Here is a 16,864-nt window from a genome sequence, read left to right on the forward strand (position 1 = left end):
AACTATGGCGCGTGACCGAGAACCCTTCGCAGCAGCCAGCCAGCATCCCCGAACTGCCGACCCAGTACGCGCCGGCCGAGGTAGAGGGGAAGCTGTACGAGCGCTGGGTGGAGCGCGGTTACTTCACGGCCGACCCGGAGAGCGACAAGCCTCCGTACACGATCGTCATCCCGCCGCCCAACGTCACCGGTTCGCTTCACCTGGGCCACGCCTTCCAGCACACGCTGATGGACGCCCTCACCCGCCGCAAGCGGATGCAGGGCTACGAGACGCTGTGGCTGCCCGGCATGGACCACGCCGGGATCGCCACCCAGAACAAGGTCGAGCAGCAGCTCGGCGAGGAGGGCAAGTCCCGCCACGACCTGGGGCGCGAGGAGTTCGTCGAGCGCGTCTGGCAGTGGAAGGAGGAGTACGGCGGCAAGATCCTCGGCCAGATGCGTCGCCTCGGTGACGGCGTCGACTGGTCCCGCGAGCGCTTCACCATGGACGAAGGGCTGTCCGCCGCCGTCCAGACCGTCTTCAAGAAGATGTACGACGACGAGCTGATCTACCGCGCCGAGCGCATCATCAACTGGTGCCCGCGCTGTCTGACGGCCATCTCCGACATCGAGGTCGACTACCAGGACGACGACGGCGAGCTGGTCTCCATCCGGTACGGCGAGGGCGACGAGACCCTGGTCGTCGCCACCACCCGCGCCGAGACGATGCTCGGTGACACCGCGGTCGCCGTCCACCCCGACGACGAGCGGTACGCCCACCTCGTCGGCAAGCGGATCAAGCTGCCGCTCACCGACCGTACGATCCCGGTCGTCGCCGATCACCACGTCGACCCGGAGTTCGGCACCGGCGCGGTCAAGGTGACCCCGGCCCATGACCCGAACGACTTCGCGATCGGCCGGCGCCACGGCCTGGAGTCGATGACCGTCATGGACGAGCGAGGCGTCATCACGGTCCCCGGGCCGTTCGAGGGACTCGACCGTTTCGAGGCACGTGCCACGATCGTCGGCGCGCTCCGCTCGCAGGGCCGGATCGTCGCCGAGAAGCGCCCGTACGTCCACTCCGTCGGCCACTGCTCCCGGTGCCGCACGACGGTCGAGCCCAGGCTCTCCCTCCAGTGGTGGGTCAAGGTCGAGACCCTTGCCGCGGCCGCGGGTGACGCGGTCCGTGACGGCCGGGTCGCGATCCACCCCAAGGAGATGGAGAAGCGGTACTTCGACTGGGTCGACAACCTCAACGACTGGTGCATCTCGCGCCAGCTCTGGTGGGGCCACCGCATCCCCGTCTGGTACGGCCCCGAGGGCGAGGTCGTCTGCGTCGGCCCCGACGAGCAGCCGCCGAGCGGTGAGGGCTGGACCCAGGACACGGACGTCCTGGACACCTGGTTCTCCTCCGGCCTGTGGCCGTTCTCCACGCTGGGCTGGCCGGAACGGACCCCGGACCTCAAGAAGTTCTATCCGACCGACGTCCTCGTCACCGGCCACGACATCATCTTCTTCTGGGTCGCCCGGATGATGATGTTCGGCCTGTACGTCATGGACGGTGAGGCCCCGTTCAAGACGATCGCGCTCACCGGCCTGGTCCGCGACGAGCGCGGCAAGAAGATGTCGAAGTCCTTCGGCAACGTCGTCGATCCGCTGGACTGGATGGACACGTACGGCTCCGACGCCGTCCGCTTCACCCTCGCCAAGGGCGCCAACCCCGGCACCGACGTCCCGATCGGCGAGGACTGGGTCCAGGCATCCCGCAACTTCGCCAACAAGATCTGGAACGCCACCCGCTTCGCGCTGATGAACGGCGCGACCGTGGAGGGCGAACTCCCGCCCGTCGAGCAGCTGTCGGCGACCGACCGGTGGATCCTGTCCCGGCTCAACAAGACCGTCGCCGAGGCCGACGCGTACTACGACGACTTCCAGTTCGCCAAGCTCAGCGAGTCGCTCTACCACTTCGCGTGGGACGAGGTCTTCGACTGGTACGTCGAGCTGTCCAAGACGACGTTCTTCGCGGGCGGTGAGCAGGCGAAGGTGTCCGCCCGGGTCCTCGGCGAGGTCCTGGACGTCACGCTGCGGCTCCTGCACCCGATCGTCCCGTTCGTCACCGAGACGCTCTGGACCACGCTCACGGGCAAGGAGTCGGTCGTCGTCGCCGACTGGCCCGCGGACAGCGGCTTCCGCGACGACGCGGCGGAGAAGGAGATCCAGCTCGTCCAGCAGGTCGTCACCGAGGTCCGCCGCTTCCGCTCGGACCAGGGGCTGCAGCCCGGCCAGAAGGTCCCGGCCGAGCTGGACGTCACCGGCACGGCACTCGCGCCGCACGAGGCGGCCATCCGGCAGCTGTTGCGCCTGCAGCCGGCCGGCGAGGGCTTCCACGCCACGGCGACCCTGCCCGTCGCCGGGGCCACGGTCGCCCTCGACCTGTCGGGCACGATCGACGTCGAGGCCGAGCGCAAGCGCCTGACGAAGGACCTCGGCGCGGCCGAGAAGGAGAAGGCGCAGGCCGACGGGAAGCTCGGCAACGAGGCCTTCCTGGCCAAGGCCCCGGACAACGTGGTCGACAAGATCCGCGGCCGGCTGGCGAAGGCCGAGGCGGACATCGAGCGGATCACCGCTCAGCTGGCGAATCTGCCGCAGAGCTGATGACCTGAGGGCGAAGCCCCCGCATCCCCGACCGACCGGGAGTGCGGGGGCTTCGCCGTGCCCGTGCGGGGGCGTCGCACCGGGCGCTGCGCGCGATGCCGGTACCCATCCGTAGACTGGCCCTGTGAGTGAGCCCCGCCCTTCAGACCGGCACGACGCGTCAGAGTCCGACGACACCTTCGAGGAGATCGTCGACGAAGCGACCCAGCGCGACCCCGACCTGGCGGTGATCGAGGCCGGGAGCCGAACGCTGCGTACCCAGTCGGGACCGCCCCAGGGCGACGCGGTCCCCGCGCGCCCCACCGACCCCGAGACCGACCAGGCGCTCCGCGCCGTGGAGCAGGAGCTCGCCGGCCGCTGGGGCGAGACCAAGCTCGAGCCGTCGGTGACCCGCATCGCGGCGCTGATGGACGTGCTCGGCGAGCCGCAGCGCGCCTACCCCTCGATCCACATCACGGGGACGAACGGCAAGACCAGCACGGCCCGCATGATCGAGGCCCTGCTCAACGCGTTCGAGCTGCGCACCGGCCGCTACACCTCCCCGCACGTCCAGTCGATCACCGAGCGGATCAGCCTGGACGGCGCCCCGATCGAGGCCGAGCGCTTCATCGAGACGTACAACGACATCAAGCCGTACGTCGAGATGGTCGACGCCCAGCAGCCCTACCGGCTCTCGTTCTTCGAGGTGCTGACGGGCATGGCGTACGCGGCCTTCGCCGACGCGCCGGTCGACGTGGCGGTCGTCGAGGTCGGCATGGGCGGCACCTGGGACGCGACGAACGTCATCGACGCCTCGGTCGCCGTCGTCACCCCCATCTCGCTGGACCACACCGACCGCCTCGGCTCCACCCCCGCCGAGATCGCGGGCGAGAAGGCCGGAGTGATCAAGCAGGGTGCGACGGTGATCCTGGCCCAGCAGCCGGTCGACGCCGCACAGGTCATGCTGAAGAAGGCCGTCGAGGTGGACGCCACGGTGGCTCGCGAGGGCATGGAGTTCGGCGTCGTCTCCCGCGAGGTCGCGGTCGGCGGCCAGCTGCTGACGCTGCGCGGCCTCGGCGGCGAGTACGACAACATCTTCCTCCCGCTGTACGGCGCACACCAGGCACACAATGCCGCGGTAGCACTCTCGGCCGTCGAGGCGTTCTTCGGCATCGGAGCCGAGCAGGCCCGCAGTCTCGACATCGAAGCGGTCCGCAAGGCCTTCCTCGCGGTGCTCTCACCCGGCCGCCTCGAAGTCGTGCGGTCCAGCCCGACCGTCGTCCTGGACGCGGCCCACAACCCGGCGGGTGCCCGTGCCGCCTCCGAGGGGATCTCCGAGGCGTTCAGCTTCTCCCGGCTCATCGGGGTCGTCGGCGCCAGCGACGGCAAGGACGTCCGGGGACTCCTCGAAGCGTTCGAGCCGATCTTCGCCGAGGTCGTCGTCACCCAGAACTCCAGCGCACGCGCGATGGACGCGGACGAGCTGGCCGCGGTGGCCGTCGAGATCTTCGGCCACGACCGCGTGCAGGTCGAGCCGCGCCTCGACGACGCGCTGGAGGCGGCCATCACCCTCGCCGAGGAAGAGGCCGAGTACGCGGGCGCCGGAGTCCTGGTGGCCGGATCCGTGATCACGGTCGGCGAGGCCCGGCTGCTCCTGGGAAGGCGCTGACCCGTGCGTACGCTCTGTGCTTCGACGCTGATCGGTGAGTTCTTCGTGATCGGCTTCGCCGGACTCGTGGCGATGAAGTCCGACGGCCTGTCCATGACCACCGTCTGGACGGTGTGCGGCATCGGCATGCTGCTGTCCGTCCTGCTCTGCGGTGTGATCACCCGGCCGGGCGGGGTGCAGCTCGGCTGGGCGTTCCAGATCGCGCTGGTGCTGAGCGGCTTCTTCGTCCCGATGATGTTCATCCTCGGGGTGGTCTTCGCCGCCCTGTGGTGGGCCTCGGTGCACTACGGCCGCTTGATCGACGAGGCCAAGGCGCGATGGGCGGCGCAGGACGGCGCACAGGCTCCGGCCGGAGGATGACGCAGCGTAAACCCGGCTGATGGGCCGTACGCCTGCCCCTGTAATCTCACCCTCACCGCACCCGAAAGTCTGCAAGGAGCCGCACATGACGCAGCGCACCCTCGTCCTTCTCAAGCCCGACGCCGTCAGGCGTGGGCTGATCGGCGAGATCGTCGGCCGCATCGAACGCAAGGCCGGCTGGACGATCACCGCGCTGGAGCTGCGCACGCTCGACCAGGAGACCCTGGAGCAGCACTACGGCGAGCACAAGGGCCGCCCGTTCTACGAGCCGCTCGTGGAGTTCATGGCCTCCGGCCCCGTCGTCGCCCTGGTGGCGGAGGGCGAGCGGGTCATCGAGGGCGTCCGCGCACTGGCCGGCCCCACCGACCCGATCGCCGCCGCGCCCGGCTCGATCCGTGGAGACTTCGGTACGGTCACCCGGGAGAACCTCATCCACGCCTCGGACTCCGAGGAGTCCGCAGAGCGGGAACTCAAGCTCTTCTTTCCCGGACTTTCCTGACTTCGGCTCGGCCAATCAGCGCTGATGACCTGGGGCGACCGAAGTAATTCGGTCGCCCTTCGGCATAGGGTCAGGTATCGCGGGAACGCATCCCTCCGACGTAACGTCACCAAGGGTGGAACGGGCAGCCGTTCCGCTCCCATGGCGAAGGACCCTCGCGCTGTGTCCGTGCATACGGCACTACGATGGAAGCTTCCACGCCCGCAGCGCCAACCTCGCCTACCTGGAACAAGCCATTTTTCGCTTCTTGGGAAGGCCCGACGCATCCTCATGGGGAACAAGGGGAACTCAATGTCGTTCATCGGCCGTGACATGGCTATCGACCTCGGGACTGCCAACACGCTGGTGTACGTCAGGGGGCGCGGCATCGTCCTGAACGAGCCGTCCGTCGTGGCCATCAACACCAACACCGGCGGCATCCTCGCGGTCGGCTCCGAGGCCAAGAAGATGATCGGCCGTACGCCGGGCAACATCGTTGCCGTGCGGCCGCTCAAGGACGGCGTGATCGCCGACTTCGAGATCACGGAGCGCATGCTCCGCTACTTCATCCTCAAGATCCACAAGCGGCGCTACCTGGCCCGCCCGCGGGTCGTCGTCTGTGTGCCCTCCGGCATCACAGGGGTCGAGCGACGCGCCGTCATCGAGGCGTCGACGCAGGCCGGCGCGCGCCAGGTGCACATCATCGAGGAGCCCATGGCCGCGGCCATCGGCTCCGGCCTGCCGGTGCACGAGGCCACCGGCAACATGGTCGTCGACATCGGTGGCGGCACCACCGAGGTCGCCGTGATCTCGCTCGGTGGAATCGTCACCGCCCAGTCGATCCGGGTGGCCGGTGACGAGCTGGACAACGCGATCATCCAGCACATCAAGAAGGAGTACTCACTCCTCCTCGGTGAGCGCACCGCCGAACAGATCAAGATCACGATCGGCTCGGCCTTCGACCTCAAGAAGGACGAGCACACCGAGATCCGCGGACGCGACCTGGTCTCCGGACTGCCCAAGACCGTGGTCATCTCGGCCGCCGAGGTCCGCAAGGCCATCGAGGAGCCGGTCAACGCGATCGTCGACGCCGTGAAGACGACGCTCGACAAGTGCCCGCCGGAGCTCTCGGGCGACGTCATGGACCGCGGCATCGTCCTCACGGGCGGCGGCGCGCTCCTGCGCGGACTCGACGAGCGGCTGCGCCACGAGACGGGCATGCCCATCCACATCGCCGAGGACCCGCTGGACTCCGTGGCGCTCGGATCCGGCAAGTGCGTCGAGGAGTTCGAGGCACTCCAGCAGGTGCTGGACGCCCAGCCCCGACGATAGAACCCGGCGTTCCGCCGTACGGGCACTGCCGCCCCGTGCGGCGGAACGTTGATATACAGGCACGAACATTCCGACGAGGAAGGCACGGCCGCCGCACGTGAGGGACACACGAGAGAGCCGGCTGCTCCTGGTGCTGCTGATCGCCATCGCTTTCGCTTTGATCACGGTGGACATCCGCGGTGGCGAGGAGTCGCCGGTGGACGGCGCCCGGCAGGCCGCCGCCACGGTCTTCGGACCGGTCGAGAACGGCGTCGCAGCGGCGGTGGACCCGGTGGGCAACGCCATCGGCGCCGTACGGGACTCCGACGACCGGCACGACCGGATCGCGGCCCTGGAGCACGAGAACGCCGCGCTGAAGACCAGGCTCGGCAGCGACGACCGCAACAGCAGCAAGGTCCGCCAGCTCGACACCATGCTCAAGACCGCGGGAGCCGGCCAGTACGGCATCAAGGCCGCCGAGGTCATCGCCATAGGAGCGGCCCAGGGCTTCTCCTGGACGATCACGATCGACGCGGGGGCGAACGACGGTCTCCGGCGCGACATGACCGTACTGAACGGGGAGGGACTCGTCGGCCGGGTGACCACCGTCGGCCCTGACACCGCGACCGTCCTGCTCGCCAACGACCCCGACTTCACCGTCGGCACCCGTATGGAGAAGACCGACGAACTCGGCTTCGCCACCGGGCAGGGCTCCCGGCCGCTGTCGGTCCAGTTCCTCAACGGCAAGGCCAAGGTGAAGAAGGGCGACCGGCTCGTCACCTTCGGCTCCAGCAAGGACAAGCCCTTCGTCCCCGGGGTCCCGGTCGGTGAAGTGGTGCGGGTGGATCCGTCCGGCGGCGACCTCACCCGGACCGTCTACGTCCGCCCGTTCGTCGGCTTCACCAAGCTCGACATCGTCGGCATCGTCGTCCAGGCGCCCCGCGAGGACCCCCGCGACATGGTGCTGCCGAAGCAGCCCAAGAAGCCGGAGAAGCCCAAGCCCACCCCGACCGTCACTGTCACCGTCCAGCCCAACGGCGACCTCGTCGACGGCAGCGGCAAGGTCGTCGGGAACATCAACGAGAAGCCCGACGCGGACGCCTCCGGGAACGCCGCCGCCGGCACGGACGGCAACGCCGACACCGCCGCCGGTGACGCGGCGAACGAGCAGGAATAGAGCTGATCCCCATGCGCTTCAACCGGACGCTGCTCTCCGCCACCCTGGTCGTGGTCGCCCTCGTCGTCCAGGTCTCCGTACTCGCCCGCCTCCAGCTCCCGGGCGCCACCCCCGACCTGCTGCTCCTCGTCGTCCTCGGACTCGCCTTCGTGTACGGCCACGTCAGCGGCGCGCTCATCGGCTTCGGCGCGGGTCTCCTCGCCGACCTGGCGCCGCCCGCCGACCACGCCGCGGGGCGCTACGCCCTGGTGCTCTGCCTCATCGGGTACGTCGCCGGACTGGCCCGGCCCGAGAACGGCCAGCTCAAGTCGGCCTTCGCCCCGATGGCGTTCGTCGTCGCCGCGGCGATCGGATCGACCCTGCTGTACGCGGGCGTCGGCGCCCTCGTCGGCGACACGGCCGCCCGCCATGTGGGCCTGGGCAGCCTGCTGTTCACCGCGGTCCTGTACGACCTGCTCCTCGCGCCGTTCACCGTCCCGTTGATCATGGCGCTCGCCAGACGTACCGAGAACGACCCGATCGCCGAGAGCTCCGGCGGCGACGTCGCCGCGGGCTGGCTGGCTTCGGGAACCGGGCTGCGGATCGGCAGCCAGCGGGGCGGGCTGCGCGTCAAGGCCGCCCGCAACCGTGCCGCACGCGCAGGAAGGATCAAGGGGGTCAAGCGACTGTGAGGCTGGACCAGCACCGGAACACCACCGGGGGTGCCCCGTGAGCAACATTCCTGAGACGGGCCGGACCCAACGGGTCCAGATCCGTCTCGTCGTCATCCAGGTCCTCGTCTTCTCCCTGCTCCTGACGCTCGGCGGCCGGCTCTGGTACCTCCAGATCCGCAACGGCCAGGAGTACACCGACGAAGCCAAGAACAACCACGTCCAGCAGGTCGTGCAGCCCGCCGTCCGCGGCGCCATCCTCGACGCGCGCGGCGTACCCCTCGCCGACAACGAGACCCGTCTCGTCGTCTCCGCCAGCCGCACCGAGCTGATGAAGATGAAGGACGACGGCGTCGGTGTCCTCACCCGGCTCGCCGACGTCCTGGACATGAAGCCCAAGGACCTCCTGGACAAGGTCCGGCTCTGCGACTCCGAGACCCCGCAGCCCTGCTGGAACGGCTCGCCGTACCAGCCGATCCCGGTCACCGACGAGGCCACCACCCAGCAGGCCCTGCAGATCCGCGAGCGCGCCGAGGACTTCCCCGGCATCACCGCCGAGCCCACCGCCGTACGCCGCTACGCCGCGCCCGGCAAGGCCAACACCGCCCAGGTGCTCGGCTACCTCTCGCCGGTCACCGACGACGAGCTGACCAAGGCCCAGGACACCGATTCGCCCTACCTCCGCTCCGACCAGGTCGGCCGCTCCGGCCTGGAGCGCACGTACGACAAGGAGTTGCGCGGCAAGGCCGGCGTCACCCGCTACGAGGTCGACAACCTCGGCCGCGTCATCGGCCAGGCGAAGAACGACGAGGCCGAGCCCGGCGCCAGCGTCGTCACCTCCATCGACGCCCGCGTCCAGGCCGTCGCCGAGTACGAGCTCAACAAGGCGATGGAGACGGCCCGCAAGGAGATGGACCGCAACACCAACGAGCTGTACAAGGCCGACTCCGGCGCCGTCGTCGTGATGGAGACCAAGACCGGCCGCATCGTCTCGATGGCCTCCCTGCCGACGTACGACCCCAACGCCTGGGTCGGCGGGATCTCGGGCAAGGACTACGCGAAGCTCACCGGCAAGAAATCGAACTTCCCGCTGCTGAACCGCGCCATCCAGGGCACCGCCGCCCCCGGGTCGATCTTCAAGGTGGTCTCCTCGACCGCCGCGGTCAACGCCGGATACCCGTTCGACGGCAACTACCCCTGCCCCAGTTCGTACTCCATCGGCGGCCAGACCTTCAAGAACTTCGAGTCCCAGGGCTACGGCAGCATCAGCATCGGCCGCGCCCTGGAGGTCTCCTGCGACACCGTCTACTACGGCCTGGCGCACAAGGAATGGCAGCGGGACGGCGGCAACGTCCCGAAGAAGAACGCCGACGACTGGTTCTACAAGACAGCCCACCAGTTCGGCCTCGGCAAGGTGACCGGCATCGACCTGCCCAACGAGGTCCCCGGCCGCGTCCCCGACCGCCAGTGGAAGCAGGACTTCTACGACGCCAACAAGACCGCGTGGTGCAAGCAGGGCAAGAAGGACGGCACGTACGTCGAGATGATCGCGTACGAAGGCTGCCTCGAGGGCTACAAGCTGCGCGCCGGTGACTCCGTCAACTACTCGATCGGGCAGGGCGACACACTCGTCACCCCGATCCAGATGGCGACCATCTACGCCGCGATCTCCAACGGCGGCACGCTCTACGACCCGACCGTCGGCAAGGCCATCGTCAGCGGAGACGGCCGGACCGTCCGGGAGATCAAGCCCCGGGCGCACGGCAAGCTGCCCTTCAAGGGAGACACCCGCGACGAGATAGACGAAGCCCTCGCGGGAGTCGCGACCCGGGGCAGCGCCGCCTGGCGATTCGGCGGATGGCCCCAGGACAAGATCCCGATGCACGCCAAGACGGGCACGGCCGAGGTCTACGGCAAGCAGACGACCTCCTGGTTCGCCACGTACACCGAGGACTACTCGATCGTCATGACGATCTCCCAGGGCGGTACGGGCTCCGGCGCCTCCGGTCCCGCCGTGCGCAACATCTACAGCGCGCTCTACGGGCTCGACGCCACCGGGAAGCAGGACCTGTCGAAGGCACTGCTTCCCAAGCCCCAGAAGGCCCTGCCCAAGATCCAGCCGGACGGTTCGATCGAGTCCCCGAAGATCAAGCCGTACACCCCCGAGCCCCCGGCCGAGGACGGCACCCAGGCCCTCGCCGGAGCCCCGGGGAGGCGGGACTGATGGCAGGCTTCTCCGTCTCGCGCTACGCCCCCGAGCGCTCCTCCTGGGCCAAGCTCACCGCCCGCGACTCCGTCGTCCGGCGGCTGGACTGGCCGCTGCTCGGCTCGGCGCTCGCGCTCTCACTCATCGGCTCGCTCCTGGTCTGGTCGGCGACCCGCGGCCGTGACTCGCTCACCGACGGCGACCCGTACTACTTCCTGTTCCGGCACGTCCTCAACACCGGCATCGGCCTCGCGCTGATGGTCGGCACCGTCTGGCTCGGGCACCGCACCCTGCGGGGCGCTGTCCCGGTCCTGTACGGCCTCTCGGTCCTGCTGGTCCTGGCGGTGCTCACGCCGCTCGGCGCCACCGTCAACGGGGCGCACGCCTGGATCATCATCGGCGGCGGCTTCTCCCTCCAGCCCTCCGAGTTCACCAAGATCACGATCATCCTGGGCATGGCGATGCTGCTCGCCGCCCGCGTCGACGCGGGCGACCAGCTGCACCCCGACCACCGGACCGTCGCCAAGGCGCTCGGCCTGGCGGTCATCCCGATGGCGGTCGTCATGCTGATGCCCGACCTCGGCTCCGTCATGGTCATGGCCGTCATCGTGCTCGGCGTCCTCCTGGCCTCCGGCGCTTCCAACCGCTGGGTCTTCGGACTGCTCGGCGCGGGCACGACGGGCGCCGTCGCCATCTGGCAGCTCGGGCTGCTCGACGACTACCAGATCGCCCGCTTCGCCGCGTTCGCCAATCCGGCGCTGGACCCGGCGGGGGTCGGCTACAACACCAACCAGGCCCGTATCGCGATCGGCTCCGGCGGACTCACAGGAACGGGACTCTTCAAGGGCTCCCAGACCACCGGTCAGTTCGTGCCCGAACAGCAGACCGACTTCGTCTTCACCGTCGCGGGCGAGGAGCTCGGCTTCCTCGGCGCCGGGCTGATCATCGTCCTGCTCGGCGTCGTCCTGTGGCGCGCCTGCCGGATCGCCCGCGAGACGACGGAGCTCTACGGGACGATCGTGGCCGCCGGGATCATCGCCTGGTTCGCGTTCCAGTCCTTCGAGAACATCGGGATGACGCTCGGCATCATGCCGGTGGCGGGCCTGCCGCTGCCGTTCGTCTCGTACGGAGGATCGTCGATGTTCGCCGTGTGGGTGGCCATCGGGCTGCTCCAGTCGATCCGGGTGCAACGGCCGATAACGGCGTGAGCGCGGCGTTCCGGGCCGCATGATCGCGCGGATCACGGATAGATTCGTTGTATGGCGGACTCGAAGCGTGAGATCGAGCGCAAGTACGAAACGACTCCCGGGACCCGGCTGCCCGACCTGACCCGCGCAGCCGGGGTCTCGGCCGTCGAGCACCGCGGCCTCATGGAGCTGGACGCGGTCTACTACGACACGGAGGACCTGCGGCTGGCCGCCGGTTCCCTGACGCTCCGGCGCAGAACCGGCGGTGGCGATGCCGGCTGGCATCTCAAGTTCCCCGTCTCCACCGGCATCCGCGACGAGATCCGCGCCCCGCTCGGCGACACCCTGCCGGACGACCTCGCCGGGCTGGTCCGTTCCCGGGTCCGTGACTCCCGTGTGGTCCCTGTGATGCGGCTCCGGTCCGCCCGGGACGTCCACCACCTCCTCGACGAGGACGGCACCCTGCTCGCCGAGCTGAGCATCGACGAGGTCCGGGCCGAGCGCCTCACCGAGAACGACCGCGGCTCCGCCACGGCCTGGACCGAGCTGGAGGTCGAGCTGGCCGACGGCCGTGACCCCGCCGTGCTCGACGCCGTCGGACGCCGGCTGCGCAAGGCCGGCATCCGGCCCTCGTCCTCGTCCTCCAAGCTGGCCAGGGCACTGGCCGAGACCGCCCCGCAGAAGCCGCGGCAGAAGAAGAAGGCGGCTTCCCCGCGCGACGCGGGCGACCACGTACTCGCCTACGTACGCCACCAGATCACGGCCGTCGTCGACCTCGACCCCGCTGTGCGCCGCGACCTCCCCGACTCCGTGCACCAGATGCGGGTGGCCACCCGCCGGCTGCGCAGCGCCTTCAGGACGTACCGCAAGGTGCTCGACCGCACGGTCACCGACCCGATCGGCGACGAGCTGAAGTGGCTCGCCGCCGAACTCGGGATCGACCGTGACCAGGAAGTGCTCGACGAGAGGCTGCGCGCCCGGACCGGCGCACTGCCCGGCACGCTGATCCTCGGCCCCGTCGAAGCACGGCTGAAGGTCTCCTCCACCGTGCGGCACGGCGAGGCGAGGAGCCGGATCATCTCCGTGCTGGAAGGGCAGCGCTATCTGGACCTCCTGCGGTCCCTCGACGCACTCCTCGCCGACCCGCCCCTCAGGTCCGGAGCCGCACAGGAGCCGGGAGACGTCCTGGCCCGGGCCGTGACCAAGGAACACGCGCGCCTCGCCACCCGTGTCGCTCACGCCCTGGAACAGCCCCCGGGCGAGGAGCGCGACCGCGCCCTGCACGAGGCCCGCAAGGCCGCCAAACGCGCGCGGTACGCGGGCGAGGCCGCCCGGCCCGCGCTGGGCAAGCCCGCCAAGAGGTTCACCAAGCGCGTCAAGGCCGTGCAGAAGGTCCTCGGCGACCACCAGGACAGCGTGGTCGCCCGCGACGCGCTGCGGGCCCTGGCGATCCAGGCCCACGGGGCGGGGGAGTCCGCCTTCACCTGGGGCCTGCTGTACGGACAGGAGGAGGCCGCGGCGGCCGGCCGGGAACGCGAGCTGCCCGAGGTGTGGGCCCGGGCGTCGGACCCCGGACTGCGCGCGGCGCTGAGGGGCTGAGCACCGGGGTAGGCTGGATGGTCACCCCTGTCAGCTCACGAAGGTCCCCAGATGTCTGCCGAGTCGGTCTTCCCACAGCTCGAAGCTCTGCTCCCGCATGTGCAGAAGCCCATCCAGTACGTCGGCGGTGAGCTGAACTCCACCGTCAAGCCGTGGGACGAGTGCGACGTCCGCTGGGCACTCATGTACCCGGACGCCTACGAGGTCGGACTGCCCAACCAGGGCGTCATGATCCTGTACGAGGTGCTCAACGAGCGCGAAGGCGTCCTCGCCGAGCGCACCTACAGCGTCTGGCCCGACCTCGAAGAGCTGATGCGCGAGCACAAGGTGCCCCAGTTCACCGTGGACAGCCACCGTCCCGTCGGCGCGTTCGACGTGTTCGGGCTGAGCTTCTCGACCGAACTGGGCTACACCAACATGCTCACCGCCCTGGACCTCGCGGGCATCCCGCTGGAGTCCAAGGACCGCACCGTCGATCACCCGATCGTGCTAGCGGGCGGCCACGCCGCGTTCAACCCCGAGCCGATCGCGGACTTCATCGACTGCGCGGTCATCGGGGACGGCGAGCAGGCCGTCCTGGAGATCACCGAGATCGTCCGCGCCTGGAAGGCGGAGGGCCGGCCCGGTGGCCGCGAGGAGGTGCTCTTCCGCCTGGCGAGGACGGGCGGGGTCTACGTCCCCGGCTTCTACGACGTCGAGTACCTGCCCGACGGCCGCATCGGCCGCGTCGTGCCCAAGAAGTCCGGCGTGCCGTGGCGGGTGTCCAAGCACACCGTCATGGACCTCGACGAATGGCCGTACCCGAAGCAGCCCCTCGTGCCCCTCGCCGAGACCGTCCACGAGCGGATGTCCGTCGAGATCTTCCGCGGCTGCACCCGCGGCTGCCGTTTCTGCCAGGCCGGCATGATCACGCGCCCCGTGCGGGAGCGAAGCATCACCGGCATCGGCGAGATGGTCGAGAAGGGCCTCAAGGCCACCGGCTTCGAGGAGGTCGGTCTCCTCTCGCTCTCCTCCGCGGACCACAGCGAGATCGGTGACATCGCCAAGGGCCTCGCGGACCGGTACACCGAGGACAAGATCGGCCTCTCGCTGCCCTCCACCCGGGTCGACGCGTTCAATGTCGACCTGGCCAACGAGCTGACCCGCAACGGCCGCCGGTCCGGTCTCACCTTCGCCCCCGAGGGCGGCTCCGAGCGCATGCGCAAGGTCATCAACAAGATGGTCTCGGAGGAGGACCTGATCCGCACGGTCGCCACCGCGTACGGCAACGGCTGGCGCCAGGTGAAGCTGTACTTCATGTGCGGGCTGCCCACCGAGACCGACGAGGACGTCCTCCAGATCGGCGACATGGCGGTCAACGTGATCGCCAAGGGCCGCGAGGTGTCCGGCCAGAACGACATCCGCTGCACCGTCTCCATCGGCGGCTTCGTGCCCAAGCCGCACACCCCGTTCCAGTGGGCCCCGCAGCTCGGCGTCGAGGAGACCGACGCCCGGCTCGCCAAGCTCCGTGACAAGATCCGCGGCGACAAGAAGTACGGCCGGTCCATCGGCTTCCGCTACCACGACGGCAAGCCCGGCATCGTCGAGGGTCTGCTCTCCCGCGGCGACCGCCGGGTCGGCTCCGTCATCCGAGCGGTGTACGAGGCGGGCGGCCGCTTCGACGGCTGGCGCGAGCACTTCAGCTACGACCTCTGGATGAAGAGCGCCGAGAAGACGCTGCCCGGGTTCGGTGTGGACGTCGACTGGTACACCACCCGCGAGCGGACGTACGAGGAGGTCCTGCCCTGGGACCACCTGGACTCCGGCCTCGACAAGGACTGGCTCTGGGACGACTGGCAGGACTCGCTCGACGAGACCGAGGTCGAGGACTGCCGCTGGACCCCCTGCTTCGACTGTGGCGTGTGCCCGCAGCTCGACCTGGACATCCAGATCGGCCCCACCGGCAAGAAGCTCCTGCCGCTCACCGTGGTCAAGTAGCGCCGAAGGAACCGTCCGGGTGACAGCCCGGTGACGACGGCCCGGCCGGGAACCCCCGGCCGGGCCGTCGCGTCCTGTACGGCATGGACCACGACACGCGCCGCGTCCCCGGCGCGCAGGGCGGGACCGGCGCAGGTCAGGGAGGGGCGGGTACGCGAAGCGTCCGCTGCGCGTACCCTGGGTAGGACAACGACTGTCCCCAGCGCGGCGCCCGCACCAGAGATCTCCCTGCCTGCCGACAAAACCGGCGAGCGGGGGTGAGCCGGAGCGGCACCCCGGGGCACCCCGTATTTCGTGGGCGGTACGCCACCGCGTCCGCCCCGCACCGAGGAGAAGAACCACTGGGCAAGCGACAGCCCGAAGGCCCGCCGCCCGCACCGGCGGTGCAGCGCATCCGACTGCGCTACACCAAGCGGGGCCGCCTCCGGTTCACCAGTCACCGAGACTTCCAGCGCGCCTTCGAGCGGGCACTGCGCCGTTCCGCGGTGCCCATGGCCTACTCGGCCGGCTTCACCCCGCACCCGAAGGTGTCGTACGCCAACGCCGCCCCCACGGGCACGGGCAGCGAGGCGGAGTTCCTGGAGATCGCCCTCACCGAGGCGCGGGACCCGGGAACACTGCGCGAGCTGCTCGACGCGTCGATGCCGGACGGCCTCGACATCATCGACGCGGTGGAGGCCCGCACCTCGGGTCTCGCCGACCGGCTGACCGCCTCCGTATGGGAGATGCGGCTGGACGGGGTCACCGTCGAGGACGCCGGGAAGGCCGTGGCCGCATTCCTGGCCGCCGAGACCGTCGAGGTCCAGCGTCGCGCGAAGAACGGGATGCGGAGCTTCGACTCCCGTGCCGCCGTCGTCGATCTGCAGGCCCTTGATCCACAGCCTGATAGGTCCGGGGACAGGCCCTGTGCGATACTGCGGCTGGTTGTTCGGCACGTGACACCTGCCGTGCGACCCGACGACGTCCTGTCCGGTCTCCGAGCTGTGGCCGACCTGGCGCCGCCGGTCCCCGCAGCGGTGACCAGGCTGGCGCAGGGGCTCTTCGACGAGGAGTCCGGCACGGTGACCGACCCGCTCGCGCCCGACCGCGACGCGGCCCCGGCCGTAATTTCCACGGCCGACCGGCCCGCCGTCGCGACGGCGCCGGAAGGTGCAGGTTCCGCGTAAGGCGGTCGTTGTAGCGCAGCGCCTGGACCCGGGAGCCACCGGGGTCGGGCCGCGCACCGCCCCATAAGACTTTCGCCAGGCCGTGCGTCAGCGCGTACGGAACCGGCGAGCCAGACATCAGCTCCCGTGCGGCGCCCGCGCCCCGGACGGCGGTATCGCACACATCGAGCGAACCGTGCCGGACCGGAATCAGGCGCGGCGCCCGGGAGCGTGACGGGAGAACCGCCCGCATGCCCGAGCAGATCGAACCCGGTACCGCCGGAAGCACCGAAGACAACACCCCCGGGGACAAGCTGCCGCCGCGCCGCAGGCGCCGCGCCGCTTCCCGCCCCGCCGGCCCGCCGTCCGGCACGCCGGACGAGGCCACCACCACCGAAGCCGCGCCGGCCGTAACGGCCGAGAGCACCGAGGCGCCTGTCGAGACCGAGGCCGCTCCGCCGGCCCGTGCGCGTCGTCGTGCGGTCCGTAAGGC

13 protein-coding genes are annotated in these 16,864 nt (G+C 69.9%); all 13 read left to right on the plus strand.

The genetic code is table 11. The features are described from left to right. The first annotated feature begins 11 nt into the window (after window positions 1-11). Window positions 12-2,633: a valine--tRNA ligase gene (locus AB0F38_RS01930; protein ID WP_361885152.1), complete on the plus strand. Its 2,622-nt coding sequence runs from the start codon at window positions 12-14 to the stop codon at window positions 2,631-2,633. 124 nt (window positions 2,634-2,757) lie between these two features. Continuing rightward, complete coding sequence (locus AB0F38_RS01935; protein WP_361885154.1) at window positions 2,758-4,281, plus strand: folylpolyglutamate synthase/dihydrofolate synthase family protein; 1,524 nt, start codon at window positions 2,758-2,760, stop codon at window positions 4,279-4,281. Window positions 4,282-4,284: 3 nt separating this feature from the next. Next, window positions 4,285-4,641 carry a DUF4233 domain-containing protein gene (locus AB0F38_RS01940; RefSeq protein ID WP_361885156.1) on the plus strand — a complete coding sequence of 119 codons (357 nt, stop codon included), beginning with the start codon at window positions 4,285-4,287 and terminating at the stop codon, window positions 4,639-4,641. Window positions 4,642-4,726: 85 nt separating this feature from the next. Beyond that, a complete protein-coding gene (ndk, locus tag AB0F38_RS01945) occupies window positions 4,727-5,140 on the plus strand; it encodes a nucleoside-diphosphate kinase (protein ID WP_033299402.1) in 414 nt (137 codons plus the stop codon). A gap of 291 nt (window positions 5,141-5,431) precedes the next feature. Next, entirely contained in the window at window positions 5,432-6,451 is a 1,020-nt protein-coding gene (locus tag AB0F38_RS01950; RefSeq protein ID WP_361885158.1) for a rod shape-determining protein, read from the plus strand. A gap of 97 nt (window positions 6,452-6,548) precedes the next feature. Beyond that, window positions 6,549-7,607, plus strand: coding sequence for a rod shape-determining protein MreC (gene mreC, locus AB0F38_RS01955; protein WP_361885160.1), 1,059 nt, complete (start codon window positions 6,549-6,551; stop codon window positions 7,605-7,607). Between the two features lie 11 nt (window positions 7,608-7,618). Then, window positions 7,619-8,278: a rod shape-determining protein MreD gene (gene mreD / locus AB0F38_RS01960; protein ID WP_361885162.1), complete on the plus strand. Its 660-nt coding sequence runs from the start codon at window positions 7,619-7,621 to the stop codon at window positions 8,276-8,278. A gap of 37 nt (window positions 8,279-8,315) precedes the next feature. Beyond that, window positions 8,316-10,481 carry a penicillin-binding protein 2 gene (gene mrdA, locus AB0F38_RS01965; protein WP_361885164.1) on the plus strand — a complete coding sequence of 722 codons (2,166 nt, stop codon included), beginning with the start codon at window positions 8,316-8,318 and terminating at the stop codon, window positions 10,479-10,481. Further along, window positions 10,481-11,671 carry a rod shape-determining protein RodA gene (rodA, locus tag AB0F38_RS01970; RefSeq protein ID WP_361885166.1) on the plus strand — a complete coding sequence of 397 codons (1,191 nt, stop codon included), beginning with the start codon at window positions 10,481-10,483 and terminating at the stop codon, window positions 11,669-11,671. The genes mrdA and rodA overlap by 1 nt, the downstream gene beginning before the upstream one ends. 51 nt (window positions 11,672-11,722) lie before the next feature. Further along, window positions 11,723-13,249 carry a CYTH and CHAD domain-containing protein gene (locus AB0F38_RS01975; RefSeq protein WP_361885168.1) on the plus strand — a complete coding sequence of 509 codons (1,527 nt, stop codon included), beginning with the start codon at window positions 11,723-11,725 and terminating at the stop codon, window positions 13,247-13,249. 51 nt (window positions 13,250-13,300) lie between these two features. Next, a complete protein-coding gene (locus AB0F38_RS01980; protein WP_361885170.1) occupies window positions 13,301-15,226 on the plus strand; it encodes a TIGR03960 family B12-binding radical SAM protein in 1,926 nt (641 codons plus the stop codon). 383 nt (window positions 15,227-15,609) lie between these two features. Continuing rightward, complete coding sequence (locus tag AB0F38_RS01985; RefSeq protein ID WP_361885172.1) at window positions 15,610-16,392, plus strand: TIGR03936 family radical SAM-associated protein; 783 nt, start codon at window positions 15,610-15,612, stop codon at window positions 16,390-16,392. A 230-nt stretch (window positions 16,393-16,622) separates the two neighbouring features. Next, window positions 16,623-16,864: hypothetical protein (locus AB0F38_RS01990; protein ID WP_361885174.1), on the plus strand; the 242-nt coding region annotated here is incomplete at its 3' end.

The sequence above is a fragment of the Streptomyces sp. NPDC025273 genome (assembly GCF_040638585.1).
In the GTDB taxonomy this organism is placed as follows: Bacteria; Actinomycetota; Actinomycetes; order Streptomycetales; family Streptomycetaceae; genus Streptomyces; species Streptomyces cinereorectus.

Coding starts and splice junctions, on each gene's coding strand:
- ndk (WP_033299402.1), top strand. CDS start 4,727: ATGACGCAGCGCACCCTCGTCCTTCTCAAGCCCGACGCCGTCAGGCGT.
- AB0F38_RS01975 (WP_361885168.1), top strand. CDS start 11,723: ATGGCGGACTCGAAGCGTGAGATCGAGCGCAAGTACGAAACGACTCCC.
- mreD (WP_361885162.1), top strand. CDS start 7,619: ATGCGCTTCAACCGGACGCTGCTCTCCGCCACCCTGGTCGTGGTCGCC.
- AB0F38_RS01980 (WP_361885170.1), top strand. CDS start 13,301: ATGTCTGCCGAGTCGGTCTTCCCACAGCTCGAAGCTCTGCTCCCGCAT.
- AB0F38_RS01950 (WP_361885158.1), top strand. CDS start 5,432: ATGTCGTTCATCGGCCGTGACATGGCTATCGACCTCGGGACTGCCAAC.
- rodA (WP_361885166.1), top strand. CDS start 10,481: ATGGCAGGCTTCTCCGTCTCGCGCTACGCCCCCGAGCGCTCCTCCTGG.